This window comes from Arthrobacter sp. MYb229, from assembly GCF_002975405.1.
Taxonomy (GTDB): domain Bacteria; phylum Actinomycetota; class Actinomycetes; order Actinomycetales; family Micrococcaceae; genus Glutamicibacter.
Map to the genome: position 1 here is coordinate 75390 of NZ_PCPS01000007.1, position 26388 is coordinate 101777.

22 protein-coding genes and 1 tRNA gene are annotated in these 26388 nt (G+C 66.6%); 15 read left to right on the forward strand and 8 right to left on the reverse strand.

Translation table 11 applies throughout. From position 1 onward, the window contains the following. Nucleotides 1-7 precede the first annotated feature (7 nt). Both CQ019_RS15910 and aroA read right to left on the reverse strand, forming a co-directional pair. The gene (locus tag CQ019_RS15910) at nt 8-1102 is read right to left on the reverse strand and encodes a ribosome small subunit-dependent GTPase A (protein WP_105570133.1); all 1095 of its coding nucleotides are present in this window, start codon (nt 1100-1102) and stop codon (nt 8-10) included. Next, the gene (gene aroA / locus CQ019_RS15915) at nt 1102-2442 is read right to left on the reverse strand and encodes a 3-phosphoshikimate 1-carboxyvinyltransferase (RefSeq protein WP_258134045.1); all 1341 of its coding nucleotides are present in this window, start codon (nt 2440-2442) and stop codon (nt 1102-1104) included. Before aroA ends, CQ019_RS15910 begins: the two co-directional genes overlap by 1 nt. A 202-nt stretch (nt 2443-2644) precedes the next feature. On the opposite strand from aroA, the gene CQ019_RS15920 reads away from it, so the two are divergent. Both CQ019_RS15920 and rsrA read left to right on the forward strand, forming a co-directional pair. Beyond that, the gene (locus CQ019_RS15920) at nt 2645-3295 is read left to right on the forward strand and encodes a sigma-70 family RNA polymerase sigma factor (protein ID WP_096284260.1); all 651 of its coding nucleotides are present in this window, start codon (nt 2645-2647) and stop codon (nt 3293-3295) included. 2 nt (nt 3296-3297) lie between these two features. Continuing rightward, a complete protein-coding gene (gene rsrA, locus CQ019_RS15925; RefSeq protein WP_096283949.1) occupies nt 3298-3558 on the forward strand; it encodes a mycothiol system anti-sigma-R factor in 261 nt (86 codons plus the stop codon). A gap of 111 nt (nt 3559-3669) precedes the next feature. Here rsrA and CQ019_RS18950 read toward each other — a convergent pair whose 3' ends face one another. From CQ019_RS18950 to CQ019_RS15935, 3 genes are all read right to left on the reverse strand, one after another. Next, nucleotides 3670-3744 (reverse strand): 50S ribosomal protein bL37, encoded by a 75-nt coding sequence (locus tag CQ019_RS18950; RefSeq protein WP_374954809.1) that lies wholly within the window; start codon nt 3742-3744, stop codon nt 3670-3672. A 121-nt stretch (nt 3745-3865) separates the two neighbouring features. Beyond that, the gene (locus tag CQ019_RS15930; protein WP_105554291.1) at nt 3866-4471 is read right to left on the reverse strand and encodes a GDSL-type esterase/lipase family protein; all 606 of its coding nucleotides are present in this window, start codon (nt 4469-4471) and stop codon (nt 3866-3868) included. Nucleotides 4472-4636: 165 nt separating this feature from the next. Next, nucleotides 4637-8410: a multifunctional oxoglutarate decarboxylase/oxoglutarate dehydrogenase thiamine pyrophosphate-binding subunit/dihydrolipoyllysine-residue succinyltransferase subunit gene (locus tag CQ019_RS15935; RefSeq protein WP_105570134.1), complete on the reverse strand. Its 3774-nt coding sequence runs from the start codon at nt 8408-8410 to the stop codon at nt 4637-4639. Between the two features lie 431 nt (nt 8411-8841). Here CQ019_RS15935 and CQ019_RS15940 point away from each other — a divergent pair, with 431 nt between their 5' ends. The 4 genes from CQ019_RS15940 to CQ019_RS15955 all read left to right on the forward strand — a co-directional run bounded on the left by CQ019_RS15940 (nt 8842) and on the right by CQ019_RS15955 (nt 13029). After that, on the forward strand, nt 8842-10164 hold the full coding sequence (locus CQ019_RS15940) for a hemolysin family protein (protein ID WP_105554289.1): 1323 nt from the start codon (nt 8842-8844) through the stop codon (nt 10162-10164). Continuing rightward, nucleotides 10157-11227: a hemolysin family protein gene (locus CQ019_RS15945; protein WP_096283941.1), complete on the forward strand. Its 1071-nt coding sequence runs from the start codon at nt 10157-10159 to the stop codon at nt 11225-11227. Before CQ019_RS15940 ends, CQ019_RS15945 begins: the two co-directional genes overlap by 8 nt. A 103-nt stretch (nt 11228-11330) precedes the next feature. Beyond that, nucleotides 11331-12164: a metal ABC transporter ATP-binding protein gene (locus CQ019_RS15950; RefSeq protein ID WP_105554287.1), complete on the forward strand. Its 834-nt coding sequence runs from the start codon at nt 11331-11333 to the stop codon at nt 12162-12164. A gap of 7 nt (nt 12165-12171) precedes the next feature. Further along, nucleotides 12172-13029 (forward strand): metal ABC transporter permease, encoded by an 858-nt coding sequence (locus tag CQ019_RS15955; RefSeq protein ID WP_105554286.1) that lies wholly within the window; start codon nt 12172-12174, stop codon nt 13027-13029. Between the two features lie 91 nt (nt 13030-13120). Here CQ019_RS15955 and CQ019_RS15960 read toward each other — a convergent pair whose 3' ends face one another. Continuing rightward, nucleotides 13121-13525, reverse strand: coding sequence for a Fur family transcriptional regulator (locus CQ019_RS15960; RefSeq protein ID WP_096283935.1), 405 nt, complete (start codon nt 13523-13525; stop codon nt 13121-13123). Nucleotides 13526-13662: 137 nt separating this feature from the next. On the opposite strand from CQ019_RS15960, the gene CQ019_RS15965 reads away from it, so the two are divergent. From CQ019_RS15965 to CQ019_RS15980, 4 genes are read left to right on the forward strand one after another with little or no spacing between them, the layout of a single operon-like run. Continuing rightward, nucleotides 13663-14382: an MBL fold metallo-hydrolase gene (locus CQ019_RS15965; protein WP_105570109.1), complete on the forward strand. Its 720-nt coding sequence runs from the start codon at nt 13663-13665 to the stop codon at nt 14380-14382. Continuing rightward, nucleotides 14379-15212 (forward strand): sulfurtransferase, encoded by an 834-nt coding sequence (locus CQ019_RS15970; RefSeq protein WP_105554284.1) that lies wholly within the window; start codon nt 14379-14381, stop codon nt 15210-15212. Before CQ019_RS15965 ends, CQ019_RS15970 begins: the two co-directional genes overlap by 4 nt. A 20-nt stretch (nt 15213-15232) precedes the next feature. Further along, nucleotides 15233-15661 carry an HIT family protein gene (locus CQ019_RS15975; protein ID WP_105554283.1) on the forward strand — a complete coding sequence of 143 codons (429 nt, stop codon included), beginning with the start codon at nt 15233-15235 and terminating at the stop codon, nt 15659-15661. A 49-nt stretch (nt 15662-15710) separates the two neighbouring features. Further along, nucleotides 15711-16049, forward strand: a complete 339-nt coding sequence (locus tag CQ019_RS15980; protein WP_258134043.1) for a hypothetical protein — start codon at nt 15711-15713, stop codon at nt 16047-16049. Here the strand turns inward: CQ019_RS15980 and hrpA are convergent. Then, complete coding sequence (hrpA, locus tag CQ019_RS15985) at nt 16046-19987, reverse strand: ATP-dependent RNA helicase HrpA (protein WP_105570110.1); 3942 nt, start codon at nt 19985-19987, stop codon at nt 16046-16048. The genes CQ019_RS15980 and hrpA overlap by 4 nt on opposite strands. A gap of 422 nt (nt 19988-20409) precedes the next feature. On the opposite strand from hrpA, the gene CQ019_RS15990 reads away from it, so the two are divergent. The 4 genes from CQ019_RS15990 (at nt 20410) to CQ019_RS16005 (ending at nt 24437) form a co-directional block, all read left to right on the forward strand. Further along, nucleotides 20410-21417, forward strand: a complete 1008-nt coding sequence (locus CQ019_RS15990; protein WP_105554281.1) for an ABC transporter substrate-binding protein — start codon at nt 20410-20412, stop codon at nt 21415-21417. A 99-nt stretch (nt 21418-21516) separates the two neighbouring features. Further along, a complete protein-coding gene (locus CQ019_RS15995; protein WP_105570111.1) occupies nt 21517-22437 on the forward strand; it encodes an ABC transporter permease in 921 nt (306 codons plus the stop codon). Further along, a complete protein-coding gene (locus CQ019_RS16000) occupies nt 22430-23221 on the forward strand; it encodes an ABC transporter ATP-binding protein (RefSeq protein WP_105554279.1) in 792 nt (263 codons plus the stop codon). The genes CQ019_RS15995 and CQ019_RS16000 overlap by 8 nt, the downstream gene beginning before the upstream one ends. Nucleotides 23222-23408: 187 nt before the next feature. Further along, nucleotides 23409-24437 carry a GTP-binding protein gene (locus tag CQ019_RS16005; RefSeq protein WP_105570112.1) on the forward strand — a complete coding sequence of 343 codons (1029 nt, stop codon included), beginning with the start codon at nt 23409-23411 and terminating at the stop codon, nt 24435-24437. An 81-nt stretch (nt 24438-24518) separates the two neighbouring features. Here CQ019_RS16005 and CQ019_RS16010 read toward each other — a convergent pair. After that, nucleotides 24519-24594 (reverse strand) — tRNA-Arg (locus CQ019_RS16010). A gap of 153 nt (nt 24595-24747) precedes the next feature. Between CQ019_RS16010 and argS the strand changes: the two genes are divergently transcribed. Continuing rightward, nucleotides 24748-26388 (forward strand): arginine--tRNA ligase, encoded by a 1641-nt coding sequence (gene argS, locus CQ019_RS16015; protein ID WP_105554277.1) that lies wholly within the window; start codon nt 24748-24750, stop codon nt 26386-26388.

Here is a 26388-nt window from a genome sequence, read left to right on the forward strand (position 1 = left end):
GGTGGCGCTAGAGCGCGCCCAGCTCCTTCTCGTGCGTGGTGTCCTCGGTGGTGATCAGTCGGCGGTAGGAAGCCAGCCGGGAGGCGGCGGCCGGAGGCGTTGCCGGATCCTGCACCCAGGCTTCCAGCGCGCAGCCGGCGGCGTTGGCATGGTGGTTGCAGCCGCGCGGGCAGCCGGTGGCGATATCCGCCAGCTCCTCGAAGGCGCCCAGAATATTGTCCGGATCCACCAGGCCCAGCCCGAAGGACCGGATGCCGGGGGTGTCGATCAGCCAGCCGCCGGCGGCCTCGCCCAGGCGCAGCGCCAACGCATTCGAGGAGGTGTGCCGGCCGCGGCCGGTCACCGAGTTCACCTGCCCGGTGGCACGGGTGGACCCGGTCAGCGCGTTGACCAGCGTGGATTTGCCCACCCCGGAATGGCCGAGCACCACCGAGACGCAGCCGGAGAGCAGCTCTTCAAGTTCGTGCAGCGCGCCGACCGCGAGCCGGGCGCTGGATCCGTCGGCGCCGCGCGCATCCACCCCGGTGGCTTCATCCCCGGTGGTGCGCGAGATGACTACCGGCAGTGCCAGCCCCTCGTAGTGGCCCAGGAATTCGGCAGGGTCCTTCACATCGGCTTTGGTCACGCAGAGCACCGGCTGGATCCCGGCGTCATAGGCGGCCACCAGGGCGCGGTCCACGAAGCCGGTGCGCGGCTCGGGGTTGGCTGCGGCGACCACGATCACCAGCTTGTCGACATTCGCCACGACCACCCGCGCGGTCGCGTCGGTGTCATCGGCGCTGCGGCGGAGCAGCGTGGTGCGTTCCTCGATGCGCACCAGCCGTGCCAGGGTGTCGGGCTTGCCGCTGGTGTCGCCGACCAGCGCCACCAGATCCCCGGGCACCACCGCCTGGCGGCGCAGCTCGCGGGCGCGCGCGGCGACCACGATCCGCTCCTCGGGCGTGTCCTCGTCCAGAATCGCCGTGTAGCGCCCGCGGTCCACGGTGATGATGCGTCCGATGACCGCCTTCTCGTAGGTCGGGCGCTCCTTGGTGCGCGGGCGGGAGCCCTTCTTATTCGGCCGGACCCGCACGGTGAAATCGTCGTATTCGCTGTAGCTCATCAGCCAGCCTGACCCGGTGCGCCAGGCGCCGCGGTGCCGGCCATCTGCGCCCACAGCCGCGGGAAATCTGGCATGGTCTTGGCGGTGGTGGCGATGTTTTCCACGCGTACCCCGTCGATGGCCAGACCCAGCAGCGCGCCGGCGGTGGCCATCCGGTGGTCCTCATAGCTGTGCAGGTCCGCCGCCTGTAGCGCACCGGGTTCGATGCGCAGCCCATCCTCGGTGGCGCGCACTCGGGCGCCCACCTTGGCCAGCTCGGTTTCCAGCGCGGCGAGCCGGTCGGTTTCGTGGCCGCGCAGGTGCCCGATGCCGTGCAGCGTACTCGGCGCATCGGCCAGTACGCACAGCGCCGCCAGGGTGGGGGCCAGCTCGGAGGCGTCCGCGTAGTCGATCCCGTGGATGGTCCCGGAGCCGCGCACCGAGAGCACCCCGTCCGCGGAGCGCGCGACCTCGGCGCCCATGGCGCTAAGGATCTGCACCCATTTACCGCCGACCTGGGTGGTGTTTTCGGGCCAGAAGGGCACCCGCACGGTGCCTGCGGTGGCCAGCGCCGCGGCCAGGAACGGTCCGGCGTTGGACAGGTCCGGTTCCACGGTGACGGTGAAGCCGGCGATGGCCCCGGGGGCGATCTGCCAGCCGCGCCCGTCGGCGTCCTCCGCGACCGCAACGCCTAGTTCGCGCAGCGTGGCCACGGTCATCAGGATGTGGTCGGGACTGGCGATCTGCCCTGCGGCGGCCCGCAGGTGCAGCCCGCCGGGCAGCGCATGCCCGATGAGCAGCATCGCGGAAATGAATTGGGAGCTGGCCGAAGCATCGATGGTGACCGATTCGCGCGCGGCCACCGCGGAGGCATCCATGGTGAAGGGCAGCATGGAGGGCTGTGCGTCGAAGTCGAATTTGACGCCGAGCGCGGCCAGCGCGTCAAGCACCGGGGCCATCGGGCGCACCCGGGCGGCGGGGTCCCCGTCGAAGTGGACCTTCGCCCCGGTGACGGCCGCCAATGCGGGCACAAAGCGCATCACGGTGCCGGCCAGTCCGCAGTCCACGCGCGGGGTTTCGGCGCCCGCGGGGACACCGGGGGTGAGCACCACCGTGGTGGATCCGTCCTCCTGCGCGGTTCGCTGAACGCGCACGCCGAACTGCTCCAGGGCGCGCAGCATCAGTTCCGTATCGCGGCTGATCAGCGTGTTGTGGATCGTGGAGGGTGAATCTGCCAGCGCGGCCAACACCAGATACCGGTTGGTCAAGGATTTCGACGCCGGAACGCTCACCGTCGCATCCAGCGCGCCGGAGGCAAAAGGTGCCTCCCACCAGTTCAGCTCGCTTCCATGAGTGCTCACAGAGATAATCGCACTTCCTTCAAATCAGCCGTTGGACTCTTGGCATAATTCTAGCCGAGAGCGTGGCGGGAATAACCGCACAGCTACCGCGGTTGAGATAAGTGTGACGACGATTGAAGACATTCAGACGCAGCAGACGGCTTGCCCCGGTGTGAGCCGCACCCTGTCCAGCCATCGGGCCAAGCGCGTAGACTCTGTGGTGATGACTGATAACACCGTGGACACGGACTTGCCCGATGTGAGCAAGGAGACCGATCAACAACGTCGCGAGCGCTTCGAACGCGATGCGCTCGGCTATGTCGACCAGCTGTACTCGGCGGCGCTGCGCATGGCGCGCAACCCGTCGGACGCCGAAGATTTGGTTCAGGAGGCCTTCACGAAGGCCTACTCGGCATTCCATCAGTACAAGCCCGGCACGAATCTGAAGGCCTGGCTGTACCGGATTCTGACGAACACCTACATCAACCTGTACCGCAAGCGGCAGCGCGAGCCGCAACGCACCTCCACCGACACGGTCGAGGACTGGCAGATGGCCGCCGCGATGGAGCATTCCTCCACCGGGTTGCGCTCCGCGGAGGCCGAGGCCTTGGACCACCTGCCGGACTCGGATGTGAAGGCTGCGCTGCAGTCCATCGGCGAGGATTTCAGGATGGCTGTCTACTTCGTGGACGTCGAGGGCTTCAGCTACAAGGAAGCGGCCGAAATCCTCGGGGTGCCGATCGGCACGGTGATGTCTCGGTTGCATCGCGGACGCAAGTCGTTGCGTGAACTACTCGCAGATTATGCAGCCGACCGCGGCATCAAGCCGGCGGAGAGCAAAACCAAGGCCACAGCGAAGAAAGCAGAGAAGTAGCGATGGACTGTAACTCATTGGGGGATTGCGCCGATGACCGCATGGTGCGCATCTATGAATACCTAGACGGTGCGTTGACGCTCAATGACCTCAAAGACGTCAAGGCACACCTGGACCACTGCCCGGAATGCACCGAGCAGTACGACCTGGAATGCATTATCCGTTCGGTGGTGCGCCGCAGCTGCCAGGAGCATGCCCCGCAGCAGCTGAAGGCGAATATCATCACGCGTATTTCGCAGATTCGGATCGAATCCGGACACTGATTTTCACGCTTTTGCCGCCGGTGCGAGGCGCAGGCGGCCAAAGGGCATAAGAAAAACCCCGTATCCTTCGAAAAACTTCGAATGCTACGGGGTTCTTTTTACTCGCATCGCTTAGCTGTTTGGGCGCTTGCCATGGTTGGCACCGCCACGCTTGCGATCTTTACGCTTACGCGAACGCTTCGACATGGTGACTCCTTTGCGCGATCAATATTTCTCTTCCCGATTTCTCGGGTCGGCTAGTAGTCTTTCACACCTTGATGTGATTTCCCTAACCAGAGGCCCGGGCCGCGATTCGCGGTCCGACGGCTTAGCTGGCGTCGGGTTCGGGCAGGTCCAGCCAGGAGTACCAGCCGCGGTGCAGCACCAGCCACGCCATCAGCCCGTAGCCGGCCTGTCCGGGCACTCCGCCGGAAGCCGTCAGGTCGCTGCGCCACTGCGAATGCGCCCGCAAGGGCGTGAAGGTGTCGATGTAGTGGTGGTTGCGGCGCAGGGCCACATCCGAATAGACCCGATTTAATTCCGCCACACGTTCGTTGCGCGCGTCGTCCAAGCCCGGGGCCGGACCGACGAGCAAGGCCTTGATGCTCATCTGCGAGGCCGAGTCGAGAATGTTGGCCAGGTTCAGCCGGCTGCGCGCGGTGGTCAGCCCGAGGTCGACGTCGCGATCGGAGAGCGCGATGACCAGGCGGTTTTCTACCTGATCGCCGAAACGGCGGGAGGCTTCCCCCATCCAGCGTTCGGCCAAGGCCTCGGAACCTTCGGCGGGGCTGGCGAGCACGAAGGACTGCAAGCGCAATGCCGGGTCCTGGGTCCGAGCCAGCACGCGGCCGAACCAGCCCAGCGCACGCGGGTCGCCATGTCCTGCAAGTAGCTCATCGCCGATGGCGGTGATGCGGATGGTGCGAAACTCCAACTTGGCGACCTTTCGTTGGGAAATCTGAATCTTTGTCAACCTTAGCAGTGTTGACTTGCCGGATCGGGGAGGACAAGGCGGGTTAAATGCCACAGCCGGCGAACCCGGCTCCGTGTTGACGGGGTCGGGTTCGCCGGCTGTGCGCCGTTCAACCGAGCGTGTCGGCTAGCGGGCGAAGGCCTGCTTCAGCAGCACCGCGGCTTCGGCGTCGTGACGCTTGGCGGTACCGGCAGAGGTCGCGGCCGAGGCCGGACGCGAGACCAGGGTGACCTTCTTCTCCAGCTCCGGGGCGACGTACAGGCCGAAGAACGGCCATGGGCCCTGGTTGGCTGGTTCGTCCTGAACCCACGAAACCGTGGCGTTCGGGTACTTGGCCAGCTCGGCAGCGATCTGCTCGGCCGGAGCCGGGTAGAGCTGCTCGACGCGGACGATCGCGACCTTCTCGTCCTGCGCCTTGGTGCGCGCGGCGAGCAGATCGTAGTACAGGCGACCGGAAACCAGCAGCACCTTCTCCACGGCATCCGCGTTGGCGATCGACTTGTCGCCGATGACCTCCTGGAAGCCGCCGGTGGTGAACTCCTCCACCGAAGTGGCCGCGGCCTTCAAGCGAAGCAGCTGCTTCGGGGTGAAGACGATCAGCGGCTTGCGTGGCCGGGCGTAGGCCTGGCGGCGCAGCAGGTGGAAGTGGTTGGCACCGTTCGAAGGCTGGGCGACCACCATGTTGTTCTCCGCGCACATCTGCAAGAAGCGTTCGATGCGCGCCGAGGAGTGGTCCGGCCCCTGGCCTTCGTAGCCGTGCGGCAGCAGCATCACCAGGGAGGTGGACTGCGACCACTTCTGCTCGGCCGAGGAGATGAACTCGTCGATCACGGTCTGCGCGCCGTTGACGAAGTCACCGAACTGCGCTTCCCACATCACCAGCGCATCCGGGCGCTCCACCGAGTAGCCGTATTCGAAGCCGAGGGCCGCGTATTCCGAAAGCAGCGAGTCGTAGATCCACAGCGGTGCCTGGCCTTCGCTCAGGTGGTGCAGCGGGTACCACTCGTTGTCGTTCTCGCGGTCGTGGAAGACCGAGTGGCGCTGCACGAAGGTGCCGCGGCGCGAGTCCTGGCCTGCCAGGCGAACCGGCACGCCTTCCATGGACAGCGAGCCGAGGGCCGCCAGCTCGGCGAAGCCCCAGTCGATGCCGCCTTCGCGGGACATCTTCTCGCGGCGTTCGAGCAATGCCTTGAGCTTGGTGTGCATGGTGAAGTCTTCGGGCACCGCCAGGTGGGCCGCGCCGATCTTCGCCAGCGTCTGCTCGCTGATCGCCGATCCGCGGGCGCCGTCGACGGTGTTCTCGTCGGCGGCCTGCGCGAAAGGCTTCTCCAGGTCGTTGATGGTCGAACCCGGGGTGATGATCGGGATCGGGGAGGTCTGGGCGGCATGCGTCTCGGAGAAGATGCGCTCCAGGTTCTCCTTGTATTCGGCCAGCACGTTCTCGGCTTCTTCCGCGGTGATGTCCCCGCGGCCGACGAGGGCCTCGGTGTACAGCTTGCGGGTGGAGCGCTTCGCCTCGATCAGGTTGTACATGATCGGCTGGGTCATCGAGGGGTCGTCGCCCTCGTTATGGCCGCGGCGGCGGTAGCAGATGAGGTCGATGACCACGTCCTTGCCGAACTTCTGGCGGTACTCGAAGGCCATCTGGCCCACGTGCACCACTGCCTCCGGGTCATCCCCGTTGACGTGGAAGATCGGTGCCTGCACGGTGCGTGCCACGTCGGTGGCGTACACCGAAGAGCGCGAAGAACTCGGAGCGGTGGTGAAGCCGATCTGGTTGTTCACGATCACGTGCACGGTGCCGCCGGTCTTGTAGCCGGGCAGCTGGCTCATCGCGAGCACCTCGGAGACGACGCCCTGGCCGGCGAAGGCCGCATCGCCGTGCACCAGGATCGGCAGCACGTTGTTCTTCGAGCCCATGCGGTCCAGCTTCGCGCGGGTGATGCCCTCGAGCACCGGATCCACGGCTTCCAGGTGCGACGGGTTGGCCGCCAGGTAGACCTTGGTGGCGTTGCCGGCGTCCGAGGTGTAGGAGCCCTCGGTACCCAGGTGGTACTTCACGTCGCCCGAACCCTGGACGGAGCCCGGGGTTGCGGTGCCTTCGAATTCGCGGAAGACCTGTGCGTAGGTCTTGCCGGCGATGTTTGTCAGCACGTTCAGCCGGCCGCGGTGCGCCATGCCGATGGCCACCTCGTCCAGCTGCTCGTCGGCGGCGTCGGAGATGATCGCGTCGAGCAATGGAATCAGCGACTCACCGCCCTCCAGGGAGAAGCGCTTCTGGCCGACGAACTTGGTCTGCAAGAAGGTTTCGAAGGCCTCGGCGGCGTTCAGCTTGCTCAGGATGCGCAGCTGCTCGTCGCGGGTCGGCTTCGCGTAGCCGGACTCCAGCTTCGCCTGGAACCACTCGCGCTCTTCCGGGTTCTGCAGGTGCATGTACTCGGTGCCGGTGGTGCGGCAGTAGGCGTCGCGCAGGATGCCCAGCACGTCGCGTAGCAGCGCGCGGTTCTTGCCGCCCAGCCCGCCGGCAACCCATTCGCGATCCAGATCCCACAGGGTCAGCCCATAGGTCTGGATGTCCAGGTCCGGGTGCTTGCGCTGGACGTATTCCAGCGGGTTGGTGTCGGCCATCAGGTGGCCGCGCACGCGGTAGGAGTTGATCAGGTGCTGGATGCGCGCGACCTTGTTGACCGCCAGGTCGACGTCGACCTGGTTGTCGATGGCCCAGCGCACCGGCTCGTAAGGGATGCGCAGCTGCTCGAAGATCTCATCATAGAAGCCCTGCTCGCCGAGCAGCAGCGCCTCGACCAGCTTCAGGAATTCGCCCGAACCGGCACCCTGGATGACGCGGTGGTCATAGGTGGAAGTCAGCGTGATGTGCTTGCCGATGCCCAGGGACGCGACGGTCTTCTCGGATGATCCGCGGTACTCGGCCGGGTATTCCAGCGCGCCGACACCGATGATCGCTGCCTGGCCCTTGGACAGGCGCGGCACCGAGTGCACGGTGCCGATGCCACCGGGGTTGGTCAGCGACACGGTGGTGCCGGAGTAATCGTCGGCGGTCAGCTTGTTGTTGCGGGCCCGCTTGATCAGGTCCTCGTAGGTGGCCCAGAACTCGTTGAAGCTCAGGGTCTCGGCGACCTTGATATTCGGGACCGCGAGCATGCGCGAGCCGTCCGGCTTTGGCATGTCGATGGCGATGCCGAAGTTCACGTGGGCCGGCTGGACGGCGGTCGGCTTCTTGTCGATCACATCGTAGGTGACGTTCATCGACGGGATCTGCTTCAGCGCGCGAATCACGGCGAAGCCGATCAGGTGGGTGAAGGAGATCTTGCCGCCGCGGGCGCGCTTGAGGTGGTTGTTGATGACGATGCGGTTATCGATCATCACCTTGGCCGGAACCGCGCGCACGGTGGTGGCGGTCGGCACGGTGAGGGAAGCATCCATATTGGTTGCGATGGCCTTCATTGGCCCGCGCAACGGGGTGCGCTTCTCCTCGCCGTACAGCCCGGTGGAAGGCGTTGCCTTCGGAGCCTGGGCCGGAATCGGAGCAGTCTTCGGCGCTGCTTCCTTTGCTGCTGGTTCGGCTTTGGCCGCGGCCGGCGCGGGAGCCGATTCGGTGCTGCGCGCCTCGGCCGCGGCGCGTGGTGCGCCCTGGCCGTTGGCTACAGGAGCAGGTTTCGCCGCCGCTGCCGCCGCCGGCGGCGCGCTCGGCGCGGCCTTGGCCGCGGATGCTGCCGGTGCTGCCGGTGCGTTGTTTTCGGTGGTGAGGGACTCGAAAATGTCCCACCATTTCTTATCGACCGAGTTCTTATCGACGAGATACTGCTGGTACAGCTCGTCTACTAGCCACTCGTTTCCACCAAACTCTTCAGTAAGTCGGTGGTGTGCTTGCTCTGGCACGTGCAACGCCTCTTCCCTGATTTCTACGTTGTTCTAGCTTGAGCCGGTGGTAGCCCGAGGACGTGAATAATGGCCACCGATACTCACAAGATTTCTAGACCTGCGCCCCAGTCTAGTGACTTTTCCAAGGGATTTGCCACGAGTCGTCGGGAATCTCACGAAAGTGGCGCTTAACACTGCCCATTTAGCTTGTTTCCCGTACCGCTGGTCGTGCGTGCGTGGCTATTGTGCGCGAAGCGGGTTCATTGGATAGAATGAATCGCACTATGGAATCTCATTCTCCTAGCCGGACCGCCGCCCGCGGGCGCAGTGCCGGCCACCTTTGCCATCGTCCGGAAGGCTCCGCCTCCCAATTGGAGCCTTCTAGTTGCCGCTTACGGCAACATAGACGCAATTTAACCCATTCACCCCGGGGGCGTGGTTAGCCGCCCATGGAATGGATCTACATACTTTTCGGCCTGCTGCTGATTCTGGGCACAGGCTTCTTCGTGGCCGTGGAATTCTCCCTCGTTGCCCTCGACAAGAGCACCGTTCAACAGGCCATCGATCGCGGCGAACGCGGTTCCAAGGCGCTGTTGCAGTGCCTGACCTCGCTGTCCACCCAGCTTTCCAGCTGCCAGCTGGGCATCACCCTGACCACCTTGCTCACCGGCTATGTGCTCGAACCGGCGATGAGCAAGCTCCTGGCACCGGTGCTCGAGAACATCGGCGTGGTGGGAGCCAGCTCCAAGGCCATCTCGGTGGTCATCTCCATGGTGATCGCCACGCTGCTCTCGATGCTGATCGGCGAGCTGGTGCCCAAGAACCTGGCCATCGCGAAGGCCATGGCCGTGGGCAAGGCGCTGGCCCGCCCGCAGCTGATCTTCACCGCCATCTTCAAGCCCGCCATTGTGCTGCTCAACGGCTTTTCGAACTCGGTGCTGCGCAAATTCTTCGGGCTGGAGGCCAAGGAAGAAATTTCGGCCGCCCGCAGCGCCCAGGAGCTCGCCTCGCTGGTGCGCCGTTCGGCGGAACTCGGCACGCTGGACATCCAAACCGCGCGCTTCGTGGAATCGACCATCGAATTCTCCGAACGCACCGCGGCCGATGTGATGACCCCGCGCACCTCGATGTCCACCATCGAGTCCGAGGCGGCACTATCCGAACTGATCCTGATGAGCGCGGACACCGGGTTCTCCCGGTTCCCGGTCACCGAGGGATCGAGCGATGACATCCAGGGCATCTGCCATGTCAAGGCCGTGGTCTCGGTGCCGCGCGAACGCCGCGCGGCGCTGCAGGTCGGCGAATTTGCGCGCGATGCGCTCTACGTGCCGGAAACCATCCACCTAGACGTGCTGCTCGAGCAGCTGCGCGCCGCGGAATTCCAGGTGGCCATCGTGATGGACGAGTACGGCGGAACCGCCGGGCTGGTCACCCTGGAAGACCTGGTCGAAGAGATCGTCGGAGAGGTCTCCGATGAGCACGACGAGGACGAGGAAGAGGCGGTCACCCAGCCGGACGGCAAGTGGCTGTTCCCCGGCATGTACCGCCCGGACCAGGTCAACGAACACTTCGCGAGCGATATCATCGCCGACGATTCGGCCTACGACACCATCGGCGGGTTCATGCTCTCCGAGCTGGGGCGTTTGGCCGAACTGAACGATGCGGTGCAAACCGAGGCGGGAATTTTCACGGTGACCGAGCTCGATGGCCGCCGGATCGCCCAGGTGCGCTTCGAACCTGCCACGCACACCAAGGAGGAGTCCAATGAGTGATTTCATCGGGCTGGCCTGGCTGGTCGTGCTGCTGGCGGTCAATGCATTTTTCGTCGCCGGCGAATTTGCGGTGATGTCCGCGCGCCGCTCGCAGATCGAGCCGCTGGCCGACGAGGGAAACAAGCGGGCGAAGATCGCGCTGTATGCGATGGAGCACGTCTCCATCATGCTCGCGGTCTGCCAGCTGGGCATCACCGTCTGCTCGCTGCTGATCCTGAACATCTCCGAACCGGCGCTGCACCACCTGCTGGAGGTGCCGATGACGGCGCTGGGCATGCCGGAGCAGATCGCGGACACCGCCGCCTTCCTCATCGCGCTGGTGCTGGTGACCTTCCTGCACGTGACCTTCGGCGAAATGGTGCCGAAGAACATCTCGGTCTCCGTCGCCGACAAGGCGGTGCTGGTGCTGGCCATGCCGCTGGTGGGCGTGGCCAAGGTGCTCAAGCCGATCATCTCGATGCTCAACGGCGCGGCGAACCTGTTCCTGAAGCTCTTCGGCGTCGAGCCGCAGGACGAGGTGACCAGTTCCTACACCGCAGCGGAGGTCCGCTCGATCATCGACACCTCCTCCCAGGAGGGCACGCTGCGCAACGAGCATGCGCTGCGGCTGACCAAGGCGCTGGAATTCTCCACCGTCACGGCCGCCTCCTGCATGGTTCAGGTCGATGACCTGTTCACCCTGGAGTGGGGGCAGACCACCGCGCGCGAATTCGAGAAGAAGGTCGGCAAGACCGGCTACTCGCGCATGCTGATCACCCGCGACGAGGTGCCGGTGGGCTACTGGCATGTCAAGGACGTGATGCTGATCGACGACGCGCACTCCACCGCGCCGCTGCGCGACCTGCCGCTGCACCCGCTGGGCGTGGTCAAGCAGGACGCGGAAATCGAGGAGGCGCTGGAGAGCATGCGCCAGGAGGGCAACCACCTCTCGGCCGTGGTCGACGAGGCGGGGCACACCATCGGCGTGCTGTTCCTGGAGGACATCATCGAGGTGCTGGTCGGCGAGATCAGCGACTCGACGCAGAAGCGCCACGCTCCACCGAGCAAGGCGAACGGCAATTAGTCTCACAGCCAAACGCGTAATGCGAACCAGTCGCAACTGGTAGGATTGACTGCGGCACCGCTTCAGCGGTGCCGCAGTCTTCTTTAAGCGCGAAAGCCGGTTCATGAGCACATCCCCGATTGTCACCTTCGACGCCGCACGCCTGGCCTTCGGGTCCCGGGTGCTGTGGGAGGGGCTGGACTTGCAAGTGCAGCCCGGGGAGTTCTTGGCGGTGCTCGGGCCCAACGGCTCGGGCAAAACCAGCTTCATCAACACCATGCTCGGCACCACGGCCCTGAATGCCGGTACCGTGTCCATCGCCGGGGACCCGGTGCGCCGCGGCTCGGAGCTGGTGGGCCTGATCCCGCAGCAACGCCCCTTCGGCGACAACGTGCCCCTGCGCGCCCGCGACCTGGTGGCCCTGGGCGTGGACGGCAACCGCCCCGGCATCCGGCTGGCCCGCCGAAAGGTTCACGCGAAGGTGGACGAACTGCTCGAATTGGTCGGCGCGCAGGACTACGCGCACCGCCCGGTCTCCGATCTTTCCGGCGGCGAACAGCAGCGGCTGCGCGCCGCGCAAGCGCTCGCGGGGGATCCGCGGGTGCTGCTCTGCGACGAGCCGCTGCTCTCCCTGGACCTGCACCACCAGCAGGCGATCAGCGAGGTGATCCACCGCCAGGCCGTGCAGCACGGGGCCGCGGTCATCTTCGTCACCCACGAGATCAACCCGATCCTGCCCTATGTGGACCGGGTGCTCTACCTGGCCGAGGGCAAATTCCACCTGGGCAGCGTCGACGAAGTGATGCGTTCCGAGGTGCTGAGCGCGCTCTACGGCGCCCCGGTGCAGGTGTTGCGCGTCAACGGGCGGATCGTGGTGCTCAGCGGCGACGGGAACCGGCAGCTGCCGCCGGACGGGCATGAGCACCCCGAAGACCACGCACTAGAGACCGGAAGGTAGGCGCGCGATGAATTTCGCAGACTTCCTGGAGCGCACGCTGAATTTTGATGACTACGCGCAGCTGCTGCCGCTGGTGACCAACTCGCTGATCGCCGGGGCGGCGCTGGGCATCGTCGGCGGGCTGATCGGCATCTTCATCATGATGCGCGATATGGCCTTCGCGGTGCACGGCATCGCCGAACTCTCCTTCGCCGGGGCGGCCTTTGCGCTGCTCATCGGCGTGGATGTGGTCACCGGCTCGGTGTTCGGCTCGCTGGTCGCGGCGCTGGTGCTCGGCGTGCTGGGCACCCGGGCCAAGGACCGCAACTCCATCACCGGGGTGCTGATGCCCTTCGGCCTGGGGCTCGGGATCCTGTTCCTCTCGCTCTACGAGGGGCGCAGCGCGAATAAGTTCGGCCTGCTCACCGGGCAGATCGTCGCGGTGGACGATGTGCAGCTTTCCGGCATGCTGGCCCTTTGCGCGGTGGTGGTGCTCGCGCTGCTGGTCGTCTGGCGGCCGCTGACCTTCGCCTCGGTGGACCCGGTGCTGGCCAACGCCCGCGGGGTGCGCACCGGCGGGCTGTCGATAATCTTCATGGTGATCCTCGCCCTGGCGGTGGCCGTCGCCATCCAGGTGGTCGGCGCGCTGCTGGTGCTGGCGCTGCTGATCACCCCGGCCGCCGCGGCCCTGCGGATCAGCTCCAACCCCGGGCTCACGGTGTTCCTGGCGATTCTCTTCGCCGAAATTTCGGTGCTCGGCGGGATCCTGCTGGCGCTGGCCGGCTCGCTGCCGATCAGCCCCTATGTGACCACCATATCCTTCGTGATCTACCTGGTCTGCCGGGGGATCGAGGCGCTGCGCTCCCCGCGCAAGCACCTGGTCTAGCCGAGCGGGCCACCGGCCCGCTCGGCGCAGCGCAAAGGCCGCCCACCGTAAATGGCGGGCGGCCTTCGCCTTTGGGGTTCGATGGAGCCGTTCAGCTGGCCTTGCGGCGGCACTCTTCGCAGAGCCCGTAGATTTCCACGGTGTGCTCCGGGTCGGTGAAGCCGTTTTCCTGCGCGACGCGCGCGGCCCAGCGCTCCACCGCCGGGGCGAGCACCTCCACGGTCTTCGAGCACACCCGGCAGACCAGGTGGTGGTGGTGCACCTCGGTGAGGCACTGGCGGAAGCGCGCCTCGCCGTCGCCGCTGCGCAGCACGTCCACCAGCCCGTCGTCGGCCATGGACTGCAAGAGCCGGTAGACGGTGGCCAGCGAGACCTTCTTCTGCGTATCCACCAGCCAGCGGTGCAGTTCCTGGGCGGTCGCAAAATCATCGACCTCGCCCAAGGCCTCGGCCACCGCGAGCCGCTGCTTGGTCACGCGGGTTTCTGGCTGCACCATCGACTTGCACCATTCCTTCTGAAAAGCTGTTTCGGGCGAAACGCGTTCGGCCCCGTTCCACCCAATTTTAGCCAACTTTTCGGCCGAGTGCGTGTCAGTGGCTGGCCGAGGGCGCGCCGTCGGCCTAGGCTGAAGCTATGCGCATCACATTACGCGGGCATTCCTGCTTGGAAGCCACCACCATCGACGGTTCGCTGCTGCTGGATCCGGGCAGCTTTTCGCAGCTGGAGGGGGCCTTCGCCGGCATCAGCGCCGTGCTGCTCACCCACCAGCACCCCGACCATGCGGACCAGCGCCAGATCCTCGCCGCGGTGCAGGACAGCTCGCTGCTGCGCGGGTATGCCCCCGATGCGCTGGCCCGGATCCTGCGCGAGCAGCTGCCGGCGCCCAAGCGGGCGCAGATCATCACCGTGGCGCCGGGGGAGGACTTCGTGGTCGGCGGCATCCGGGTGCGCACCTTCGGCGGAACCCACGCCACCATCCACGGCTCGATCGAGCTGGTGGCCAACGTCGGCTACCTGCTGGGCGACGAACAGCTCTTCCACCCGGGAGACAGCTACCAGGTGCCGATCGGCATCCGCCCGCAGGTACTGCTGCTGCCGCTGATGGCCCCGTGGGCGAGGATCGGGCAGACCATGGACTTCGCCACCGCGCTGAACGCGCCGGTCTGGGTGCCGATCCACGACGGGCTGCTCAACGAACGCGGACTGAACCTCTTCGACACCATGCTCGGCGCCCGCGCCGAAGCCAACGGCAGCCTGCTGCGCCGGCTGGAGGCGGGCACCACCTACCTGCTCGACGAGCTGGCCGAAGGCAGCGGGCAGAATTCCGGAACACCGGCGGGAGAGAGAGAATGAACACGCTGATCAGCGCCGCGGAACTCGCCGCCAAGCTAGCCGATGAAAGCCTGGTGCTGCTCGATGTGCGCTGGGTGCTCGGCCGCAAGGACGGGCAGGAGCACTACGCCGCCGGGCATATCCCCGGCGCGGTGTTCGTCGAGATGGAAACCGAGCTTTCGGGGGCGACCGGAGCGCATACCGGCCGCCACCCGCTGCCCGAACCGGCCGACTTCGAGGCCGCCGCGCGCCGCTGGGGGATCGGAGCGGATTCCTTCGTTGTCGCCTACGATGATTCCGGGGCGCTGGCCGCCGCCCGCGCCTGGTGGCTGCTGCGCCACGCCGGCTTTGAGAACGTGGCCGTGCTCGACGGGGGACTGGATGCTTGGAAGGAACGCGGCGGCCACCTGGCCACCGGGATCGAAACCAGGGAGCCGTCGGAGGTGGCGCTGAGCTGGGGCGGGATGCCGGTGCTCGAATACCAGGAGCTGGCCAGCTACTCCGGCACGCTCATCGACTCGCGCGCCACCGCCCGCTACCTGGGCATCCAGGAGCCGATCGACCCGGTAGCCGGGCATATCCCCGGGGCGCGCAACCGGCCGACCACCGACAACCTCGACGCGCAGGCCAAATTCTTTTCCGCCGAGCGGCTCGCGGCGGCCTTCGCCAAAATCGCGCCGGAGCACCTTCCGCTGGCGGCCTATTGCGGCTCCGGGATCACCGCCGCCCACCAGGTGCTCGCCGCCGAGCACGCGGGCCGCACGGCCGCCCTCTACCCGGGCAGCTGGTCGCAATACTGCTCCTACCCGCAGTCTCCGATCGCCACGAGCGATGAACAACACCGCCACTAACCGAGCCGAGAAAGGCCGCCATGAGCACGCTCTTCACCAAAATTATCGACGGCGAGATCCCCGGACGCTTCATCTGGTCCGATGAGAGCTGCGTCGCGTTCCTGTCCATCGGGCCGCTGACCGACGGGCACACCCTGGTGGTCCCGCGCGCGGAGATCGACGAATTCACCGACGCCGACGAGGCGCTGCTCAGCCACCTGAACCTGGTGGCCGCGAAGATCGGCCGCGCCCAGAAACGCGCCTTCAACGCGCAGCGCGCCGGGCTGATGATCGCCGGTTTTGAGGTCCCGCACCTGCACGTGCATGTCTGGCCGACGAACTCGCTGGCCGATTTCGACCTGTCCAACGCGATGCTGAACCCGGAGGCGGCACGCATGGACGCGAGCGCGGCCAAGCTGCGCGCGGCCCTGCGCGAAGACGGGCACAGCGAATTTGTGCCCGCCGATTGAGCCTGCGCGGTTCATCCGCTACCAGTCGCTGGCGCCCAATCAACGCGGGGTGCACCCCGGCATTTTCGCGCTGGTCAACAAGCTGGGCGCGCAGGGGGAGCTGAGCCCGGCCGAGCACGCGCGCTGGCGGGCCGGAAACGACTGGTACAACGCGGCCTACCCGAATCCGTGCCTCAGCGACCCGCAGGTCTACGACCGGGTGCTCAACCCGGGCGCGGCCGCCTGGTTCAAGCACGGCGCCGTGCACCTGCTGGCGCGCGTGGAGCCCTACCTGCTGCTGCTCGATGCGCACCAGATCCGTTGGGAACGGCTGGAAACTGCCGATCCGGGCCGCATCGTCTACGAGGACCCGGTGCAGGTGATCGCCGCCGGCGGGCCCCGCGGCTAGAGCGCCGCGAGCCCGTCCTTGATGGCCTTGCGGATGCGCTTCTCGCTGACCGAATAGGCGGTGCCCAGCTCCTGGGCGAACAGCGAGATGCGCATCTCCTCGAGCATCCACTTCACCTCGCGCAGCCCGGCCGGGGTGCGCGCGCCCTCCGGCACCCGGCCCAGCGCGCCGTCGTAGTCGTCCTCCAGCTTCTGGATCACCGTCAGCGACTGCCCGTCGCGGGTGACCGCCCCGGAATTGAGCTTCACCAACCGCGATTCGATGCCCGCCAGGTAGCGCGGCAGGCGCATCAGGTGCGCGGCCCCGGTGGCGGCGATGAACCCGGGGTAGATCAGCTGCTCCAGCTGCGAGCGGATGTCGCTGACCGCGGCGTACATCGCCAGCGACTTGGTGGACTTCAGCGCATTCGCCACCCGGGTCGCGGCGCCGAACACCTGGGAGATCACCGAGGTGATCGAGAAGACCGTGTCGATCTGCTCGGCGCGCACGGTTTCGAAGAGCTTCTCGTAGCCCGCCTCATCCATCGGTAGCGCCTCGGGCACCAGCTTGTCCACCGCGGCCATGGTGCAGTCGGCGATCAGCTCGTCGATCGACCCGTGCGGGTTCTGGCTGAAGGCCAGACGCTCGGCATTGCTCAGGTGCCCGATGACGAACTTCGCCGCCGGGGGCAGGCGCAGCATCAGCAGGCGGATGATCCCGGCCCGGTGCGCGGCATCGCGTTCGGCCGCGGTGCGGTAGACGCTCAGCGCCGCATCCTTGCCGGCGTCGTGCAGCCCCGGATAGGCGGTGATCTCCTGGCCCATCACCGTGGTGGTGACCTGGGCCGGCAGCGCGTTCCCGGCCGTGTGCAGCTTCGGCCAGCCGGTCAGCCCGCGCTGGTCCCACTGCCCGGAGCCAGGCGCCGACTTCGGAGCCTTGGCCGGCGGGGTGCCCTTGGATCCCTTCGCGCCCTTGGCCTGCGCCGGGGCCGCGGCGCGCACGGTGGCGGGGGAGTTGACCTGGCTGGACAGCGCGGCCCGGTTCGCCGCGGCCAGCTTGTACTGCAGGGCGGAGAGGTCATCGCCGTGCCCCAGCAGCTTTCCGGCGGCGTCCACCACCTCGAAGCCGAAGCGCAGGTGCGCGGGCAGCGCGGAGAAGTCGAAGATCGCCGGGTCCACCACGATGCCGCGCAGCCGGCGCAGCACCAGCGCCAGGGAAACGGCCAGGTCATCGGTGCCGGGATCAAAATCCGCGTCGAGCATGGCCAGCGCCTGGCCTGCCACATCCGGGGCGGGCACGAAGTTCTTGCGGATCGCCTTGGGCATGGAGCGGATCAGCGCGGTGAGCAGCTCGTGGCGCAGCCCCGGGATCAGCCAGGCGAAGCGCGCCGGATCGAGCTGGTTGAGGAACACCACCGGCACCTGCAGGCTCACCCCGTCCCCTTCGGCGTCGGCGGCGGCCGGGTTGTACTCGTAGCTCAGCGGCAGCGCGATGGACCCGTGGGACCAGGTGCGCGGGAACGCGGTCTCATCGAGCTGCTGTGCGTCGCCGGCGAGCACCGCGGCCGGATCGAAGTCCAGCAGGCCCGGATCCTTGGCCGCCGCGCGCTTGAACCAGCGGTCGAAGTGCCGCTCGGAGACCACCTCTTCGCCCAGCCGGGCATCGTAGAAGTCGAACAGGTCCTCGTCGGAGATGCGCAGATCGTGGCGGCGCATCCGGGTTTCGAGCTCCTCCACCTCGGCGAGCACCGCCCGGTTGCGCGCGAAGAACTTATGGTGGGTGCGCCAGTCGCCCTCCACCAGCGCATGCCGGATGAACAGTTCGCGGGCCAGCGGCTTATCCACCCGCCAGTAGTGCATGCGGCGCTTGAGCACGATCGGCAGCCCGAAGAGCGTGACCTTCTCGTAGCCCATCACCGAGCCCATTTTCTTGGACCAGTGCGGCTCGGAGTAGCTGCGCTTGAGCAGATTCGGGGCGAGCTCCTCCACCCAGGCGGGGTCGATGACCGCCGCGGTGCGCGCCCAGAGCCGGGAGGTCTCCACCAGCTCGGCGGCCATCACCCAGGTCGGGGACTTCTTGAACAGCGCGGAGCCGGGGAAAATCGAGAAGCGCCCGCCGCGCGCACCCTGGTAGTCGCGTTTGCGCTCGTCATAGAGCCCGATATGCCCCAGCAGCCCGGACAGCAGCGACTTGTGGACCTGATCCTCGTTGGCCGCCGGGTCCACCGGGGCCGCGGCGACGGTGATGTCCAGCGACTTGGACAGCTGGCGCAGCTGGGTGAACAGGTCCTGCCATTCGCGCACCCGCAGGTAGTTGATGTGCTCGGCCTTGCACAGCCGGCGGAAGGCCGAGGAGGACAGCTCCTTCTGCTGTTCCTGCAGGTAGGCCCACAAGTTCAGCAGCCCGATGAAGTCGGACTTCTCATCGGCGAAGCGCTTATGCAGTTCGGCGGCGCGTTCGCGCTGCCCGGTGTCCTCGCTGGGCCGCTCGCGCGGATCCTGGATGCTCAGCGCGGCGGCGAGCACCATCAGCTCCTTCGCCACCCCGCGCTCCGCGGACTCCAGGATCATCCGGCCCAGGCGCACGTCCAGCGGCAGTTGGGCCAGCTTGCGGCCGATCTGCGTGACCTGCGCGCGCTTGTCTTCGCCCAGTGCGCCCAGTTCGCGCAGCAGATTCACCCCGTCGGAGATCGCCCGCGCGTCCGGCGGCTGCACAAAGCCGAAGTCGGCCACGTCGGCGGCGGTGGCCACTACGCCCATGGAGATCATCTGCAGGATCACGCTGGCCAGCGAGGTGCGCAGGATCTCGGGGTCGGTGAATTCCGGGCGCGCGGCGTAGTCCTCTTCGGAGTACAGCCGGATCGCGATGCCCTCCGAGACGCGCCCGCAGCGGCCCGAACGCTGATTCGCGCTGGCCTGCGAGACCCGCTCGATGGGCAGGCGCTGGACCTTGGTGCGGTGCGAATAGCGCGAGATGCGTGCGGTGCCGGTGTCGATCACGTACTTGATGCCCGGCACGGTCAGCGAGGTTTCGGCCACGTTGGTGGCCAGGATCAGCCGCGGCGCGGACCCCGGGTGGAAGACCCGGTGCTGTTCGGCCAGCGAGAGCCGGGCGAACAGCGGCAGCACCTCGTAGCGCGGCAGCCGCTTGTTGCCGGCCACCATGGCGCGCAAGGCGTCGGCGGCGTCGCGGATCTCGCGCTCCCCGGAGAAGAAGATCAGGATGTCTCCCGGCTCCTCGGCGGACAGTTCGCGCACCGCGTCGGTCACCGCATCCAGCGGGTCGCGGTCATCTTCCAGTGCGTTCGCATCCGCCTCGTCCGGCTCTTCGCCGCCGGCCTCCAGCGGCCGGTAGCGGATTTCCACGGGGAAGGTGCGCCCGGAGACCTCGAGGATCGGCGCGGGCACCAGCGCACCTGCAGCATCGAGGGTGCCGAAGTGCGCGGCGAAGCGTTCGGGGTCGATGGTCGCGGAGGTGATGATGATCTTCAGCTCCGGGCGCTGGACCATGATCTGCTTGAGGTAGCCGAGCAGGAAGTCGATGTTCAGGCTGCGCTCGTGCGCCTCGTCGATGATGATCGCCGAGTACTTCTTCAGCAGCCGGTCGCGCTGGATCTCGGCGAGCAGGATGCCGTCGGTCATCACCTTCAGCTTCGTTTGGCGCGAAACCTCCCCGGTGAAGCGCACATGGAAGCCCACCTCGTCGCCGATGCTCGTGCCCAGCTCCTCGGCGATGCGCTCGGCCACGGTGCGCGCGGCCAGTCGGCGCGGCTGGGTGTGCCCGATCATGCCGTGCTTGGCCAACCCGAGCTCGAGCAGCATCTTGGGCAGCTGGGTGGTCTTGCCGGACCCCGTTTCGCCGGCGATGATCACCACCTGGTTCTGGCGCACCGCATCGAGGATGTCGGCGCGGCGGGCAGAAACGGGAAGGGCTTCGGGATAAGAAATGGTGAGGGCCATGATGTGCCCATTCTATTCCGGCCAGGCGGCTGCCGGCAGTCACCGCGACTCAGCGCGCCCGCGGGGGCGCAAAACAGGCCGCGCGCCGGCAAAAACTCTTGATCTGCGTCACAGTGCGGCGAAGTCAATTTTTAAATCCGTCCACCGAAATGCCGGCAGCCTCGCTGGCCCGAATACGGATTCGCGCCCGAGAGCACGCCAAATGCCCAGTTGTGTCCGGCATTGGCCGAATCAAGGGGCAAACGTCTTTGGCATCACCGGGTTCATCGGCGAAGTGAGGTCTTTCACATGTAAGATCGTGGGTAATCACCTGCACGTGGTTCGGGCAGTTCCCGGTTCGCTTGTCTTCGCCGATGAGCTGGCTACCGGGCCAACGCGCACGGGGACATCACTCGCACAGGGAACATGTTGAAAGGATCACCATGAAGCGATTCACAGCTTTGAAACTAGCCGCAGTGGCTGCCACCGGCGCCTTGGCGCTCACCGCCTGCGGCTCGGACACCGGCAGCGAGGGTTCCGGCGACGGCGGAGCCGCCGCCGAGGGCCCGGTCAAGATCGGCATTTTCCAGTATGTCTCGCACCCATCCCTTGACGCCGTCACCAAGGGCTTCAAGCAGGGCATGGAAGACGCCGGCTACACCGGCGACAAGATTTCCTACGACGACAACAACGCGCAGGGCGACCAGGCCACCAACGCCTCGATCGCCGGCAAGCTCGCGGCCGACAGCGACATCGACCTGGTGCTGGCGATCGCCACCCCGTCGGCGCAGGCCGCGGCCCAGTCGATCACCAGCATTCCGGTGCTCTTCTCCGCGGTTACCGATCCGGTGGACGCGAAGCTGGTGGCCTCCAACGAGGCTCCAGGCGCCAACGTCACCGGCACCTCGGACAAGAACCCGGTCAAGGAGCAGCTGGAACTGCTCAAGACGCTCTCCCCGGATGCGAAGAAGGTCGGCATCGTCTACTCCTCGGGCGAGGCGAACTCCGCCATCCAGGTCCAGTGGGCCGAGGAAGCCGCCGGCGAGCTCGGCCTGACCATCGAGAAGTCCGCCATCTCCGCGCCTTCCGAGGTGCAGCAGGCGGCCAACTCGCTGGACGTCGACGCCTACTACGTGCCCACCGACAACGCGGTAGTCTCCGCGCTGGAAGGCCTGCTGCAGACCGCGCAGGGCAAGAAGGTCCCGGTGATCGCCGCCGATGGTGACTCCGTAAAGCGTGGCGCCACCGCCACCTACGGCATCAACTACGAGAAGCTCGGCGAGCAGACCGCGATGATGGCGGACAAGCTGCTCAAGGGCGAGGCGGAACCGGCCACCATGCCGGTGGAAACCCTCACCGAGGTGGAGCTGTACCTGAACGAAACCGCCGCGAAGAAGATCGGCATCGAGTTCTCCGCGGAACTGAAGTCCGAGGCGGTCGAAACCTACTAGGGCCAAAGCACCACCCACCTGCGAGGAAGGCGAGGCGAGCACGTAGACGCCTCGCCTTCCTCGTGACCAAGAACTTTCCCACAACTCAAGGATCCAATTATGATCACAGCGGTTGAACTCGGGCTCATCTACGCCCTGATGGCGCTCGGGGTATATCTGACGTTCCGCATCCTGGATTTCCCGGACCTCACCGTCGACGGCAGCTTCACCACCGGTGCCGCCGTCGCCTCGGTGGGCATCGTGAACGGGGTAAACCCCTGGCTTGCCACGCTGCTCGCCTTCTTCGCCGGCATGGTCGCCGGCGCGATCACCGGCCTGCTGCATACCAAGGGCAAGATCGACGGCCTGCTCGCCGGTATTCTGACGATGATCGCCCTCTATTCGATCAACCTGCGCATTATGGGCAAGGCGAATACGCCGCTGCTCGGCGAGGACACGCTGATCAGCCCGTTGCGCACGGCGGGAATTCTCGGCTCCGCGGGCTCGGTCCTGATCCTCTTCGCCGTTGCACTGCTCTTCGTGGCCGCGATCGTCTGGTTCCTGCACACCGAAATGGGCATGGCGATGCGCGCCACGGGCGATAACCACGAGATGATCCGCTCCTTCGGGGTGAGCACCGATAACCAGAAGATCCTGGGCCTGGCCCTGTCCAACGGCTTTGTCGCCCTCTCCGGCGCGGCGATCGCCCAGTACCAGGGCTTCGCCGATGTCGGCATGGGCATCGGCGTGATCCTGATCGGGCTGGCCTCGGTGATCGTCGGCCAGGCCATCTTCACCCAGCGCTACATCTGGCTTGCCGCGCTGGCCGTCGTCTTCGGCGCGGTCATCTACCGGCTGGTCATCCAGTTCGCACTGGTCGCCGGGCTGGAGGTCAACGACATGAAGCTGATCTCCGCGGTGCTCGTGGTGGTGGCGCTGCTGCTGCCGAAATGGAAGGGCTTCCAGAAGATCGTGAAAACCTTCAAACGCAAGGATTCGGACGCCGCGCCGATCCAGGAAGAGGTGCGCAGCAATGCTTGAAATTTCCAACCTCTCACGGACCTTCTTCCCGGGAACCGTCAACGAGCGCAAGGCGCTGCGCAATATCAACCTGAACCTCGGGCCCGGCGAATTCGTCACCGTCATCGGGTCCAACGGAGCGGGCAAGTCCACGGTGCTGAACATGGTCGCCGGCAAGCTCTTCCCGGATACCGGGACGGTCACCGTCGACGGCAAGAACGTCACCAAGATGGCCGACTACACCCGCGCCAGGTACATCGGCCGGGTCTTCCAGGATCCGATGGCCGGCACCGCGCCGACGATGACCATCGAGGAGAATATGGCCCTGGCGCACGCCCGCGGCCGCTTCCGCGGTTTGGGCATGGGGGTGGGCGCCAAGCGCCGGAAGCTGTTCGTCGAGGAGCTCAAGTCCCTGGAGCTGGGGCTGGAAAAGCGCTTGAAGACGAAGGTCGGGCTGCTCTCGGGCGGCCAGCGCCAGGCGCTCAGCCTGCTGATGGCCACCTTCTCCAAGCCGAAGATCCTGCTGCTCGATGAGCACACCGCCGCGCTGGATCCGCAGCGCGCGGCCCTGGTCTCGCGGCTGACCAACGAGATCGTGCAGCGCCATGCGCTGACCACGCTGATGGTCACGCACAATATGGAACAGGCGCTGGCCCTGGGCACCAGGCTGATCATGATGCATGACGGGCAGATCATCCTGGACCTGGACCAGGAGGCGAAGAGCAAGATGACGGTCAAGGGCCTGCTGGGCGAATTCGAGAAGATCAAGGGCGCGCAGCTCGACGATCGCACGATGCTGCAGTAGCTTTTTCTTGGCTTTTGCCTCCGCTGGCCACCGGTGTTCCCTGTAGTTCAGGGTTCGCCGGCGGCCATCGGTGCTTTAACCGGACAACGCGGCGGCGCGGGGCGTACTAGGGTTGGAGCGGTTGATGTTTCCCGCTCGCGGCTTCCGTAGCCCCGGCGAGCACCGCATGAAAGGTCCAGGTGGATAGATGGCACGCAGGCAGATTCCGGTGATCGCGCTGACCGGATACTTGGGGGCCGGCAAAACCACCGTGCTCAACCACCTGCTGCGCACCCCGGGGGCGCGCATCGGGGTGGTGGTCAACGATTTCGGGACCATCAACGTCGACGCCGGGCTGATCACCGGGCAGGTGGACGCCGCGCAATCCATCGCCGGCGGCTGCGTGTGCTGCCTGGACGACTCCGGGGGACTGGATGAGGCCCTGGCCAGGCTCGCCGCACCGCGGCTGCGGCTGGACGTGATCATCATCGAAGCCAGCGGGGTGGCCGAGCCGCTGTCCCTGGCCCGGCTGATCCGCTTCAGCCAGGCGAAGAACATCCGCCCCGCCGGGCTGATCGAGGTGGTGGATGCGGCGAACTACTTCGAGACGGTGGACACCCATGCCGATCCGCCGGCGCGATTCGAGGCCGCCTCGCTGGTGGTGCTGAACAAGCTCGACCAGCTCGGGCAGGAAGCTCACCCGGGCGCGGGCCAAGCCGACGTCCTTGAGCGCATCACCGAGCGCATCGCCCTGCGCAATCCGCGCGTGCCGCTGGTGCACGCGGTGCGCGGGGCCATCGACCCGGAGCTGGTATTCGACGTGGCGCTGGCCGAAGACCCCGAGGACCAGCTGCCGCTCGGCGCGCTCATGCGGGCCGAACACGGCTCGCACACCCACCAGCATGCCGCCTCGGTGAGCGTGACCGCCGGCGCACCCATCGCCGCCGGCGCGCTGCTGGACCTGCTCGAGCGCCCGCCGTCCGGGGTCTACCGGCTGAAGGGGATCGTCCAGGTGGCCACGGCCCGCGGCGCGAAATCCTGGGCGGTGAATCTGGTCGGACGCCATATCCATGTGGCCGCGCATCCTTCAAGCGATGCTGCGGGGCTGGTGGCCATCGGCGTCGGGATCGATGAACATCTGGTGCGCGGAGCGCTAGCGCAAACGCTGCGGCCGGCACAGGGTCCGGACGCGGAAGGGATGCGCCGGCTGCAGCGCCATGCCCGGCTGAGCGCCTGAGCGCCAGCCTGCCGAGGCGGGGCAGCGATCGAGCGAGCGCGGGGAAAAGAAAAAGGCCCCGCGACTGCGGAACCTTTTTGCTGGTGCCCCTGAAAGGAATCGAACCTTCGGCCTTCTGCTCCGGAGGCAGACGCTCTATCCACTGAGCTACAGAGGCATGTTGCTGGGCAACAGGAAAAATACTATCAGGTGAAAGCGCCATCTGCGCAATTGGCCCGGCGGCGCGCCAACGCGGGTGATGCCTGCAGCATCACAGGGGGCAAAGTCATCAATGCCCAAGATGCCTGCGAAAAACCGCTATTCTTGAACGGTGACTCCTGAAGAACTCTCCGCTGCCATATCCGCATGCCTGACGCAGGCCGTAGCCGCCGGCGAAATCGCCGTCGAGGTACCCGACACCGTGCGCGTCGAGCGACCCAAAAGCCGTGAGCACGGCGACTGGGCGACCAACATCGCGCTCCAACTGGGCAAGAAGGCCGGCATGGCCCCGCGCGACTTCGCGCAGATGCTGGTGCGCCGGCTTTCCGAAGTCCCGGGCGTCGGCGCGGTGGAGATCGCCGGACCCGGCTTCCTGAACATCACCGTGGACGCGGCGGCCGCCGGCGAGCTGGCCCGCTCCATCGTCGAGGCCGGGGCGGGCTTCGGGCACAACCAGGCGCTGGCCGGGCACGTGGTCAACATGGAATTCGTCTCCGCCAACCCCACCGGCCCGCTGCATATCGGCCACACCCGCTGGGCGGCGCTGGGAGACGCGATCGCCCGCGTGCTGCGCGCCTCGGGCGCCGAGGTGACCAGCGAGTACTACATCAACGACGCCGGCAACCAGATGAACGTGTTCGCCCGCTCGGTGTACAACCGCATGCATGGCCTGCCGGTCCCCGAGGGTGGCTACCCGGGGGAGTACATCAAGGAACTGGCCGACATCGTGCAGGCCGCCGCCCCGGAACTTGCCGAGCAGGACGAGGCCACCGCGCTGCCCAAGCTGCGCGAACTGGCCTACACCGCGCAGCTGGCGGACATCAAGTCCACGCTGGCTGACTTCGGCGTGCACTTCGACGTGTTCTACTCCGAATCCACCCTGCATGAGGGCGGTGCGGTGGCGGACGCCGTCGCCCGGCTGCGCGAACAGGGCCACATCTTCGATCTGGAGGGCGCGGTCTGGCTGCGCACCACCGACTTCGGCGACGACAAGGACCGGGTGCTGATCCGCGCCAACGGGGAACCGACCTACTTCGCCGCCGACGCCGCCTACTACCTGTCCAAGAAGGACCGCGGCTTCAGCGAGAAGATCTACCTGCTCGGAGCCGACCACCACGGCTACGTCAACCGGCTGAAGGCCATCGCCGCCTGCGCCGGGGACGACAAGGACAAAAACATCGAGGTGCTGATCGGCCAGCTGATTTCCGTCAACGGGGCCAAGCTCTCCAAGCGCGCGGGCAATATCATCGAGCTGCGCGATTTGATCAACTGGATCGGCGCCGACGCGCTGCGCTACTCGCTGGCCCGCTACCCGGCCGATTCGCCGATCGCGCTGGATCCGGAGCAGCTGAAGAAGAACACCAACGACAACCCGGTGTTCTACGTGCAGTACGCCCACGCGCGCTCCTTCGGCGCCTCGGCGAACGCGGTCGCCAAGGGCGTCACCCGTGAGAGCTTCGACGCGGCGCTGCTCACCGACCCGAGCGAGAACGAACTGCTGGCCGTGCTCGGCCAATTCCCCTCGGTGGTCGCCGGGGCCGCGCAGTCGCGCGAGCCGCATCGCATCGCCCGCTACCTGGAGCAGGTCGCCGGGGCCTACCACTCCTGGTATGCGGCCACCCGCGTCACCCCGCTGGGCGACGAGCCGGTGCAGGAAGTGCACCACACCCGGTTATGGCTGAACGACGCCACCACCCAGGTGCTGGCCAACGGACTCGGACTGCTGGGCGTTTCGGCCCCGGAGAGGATGTAA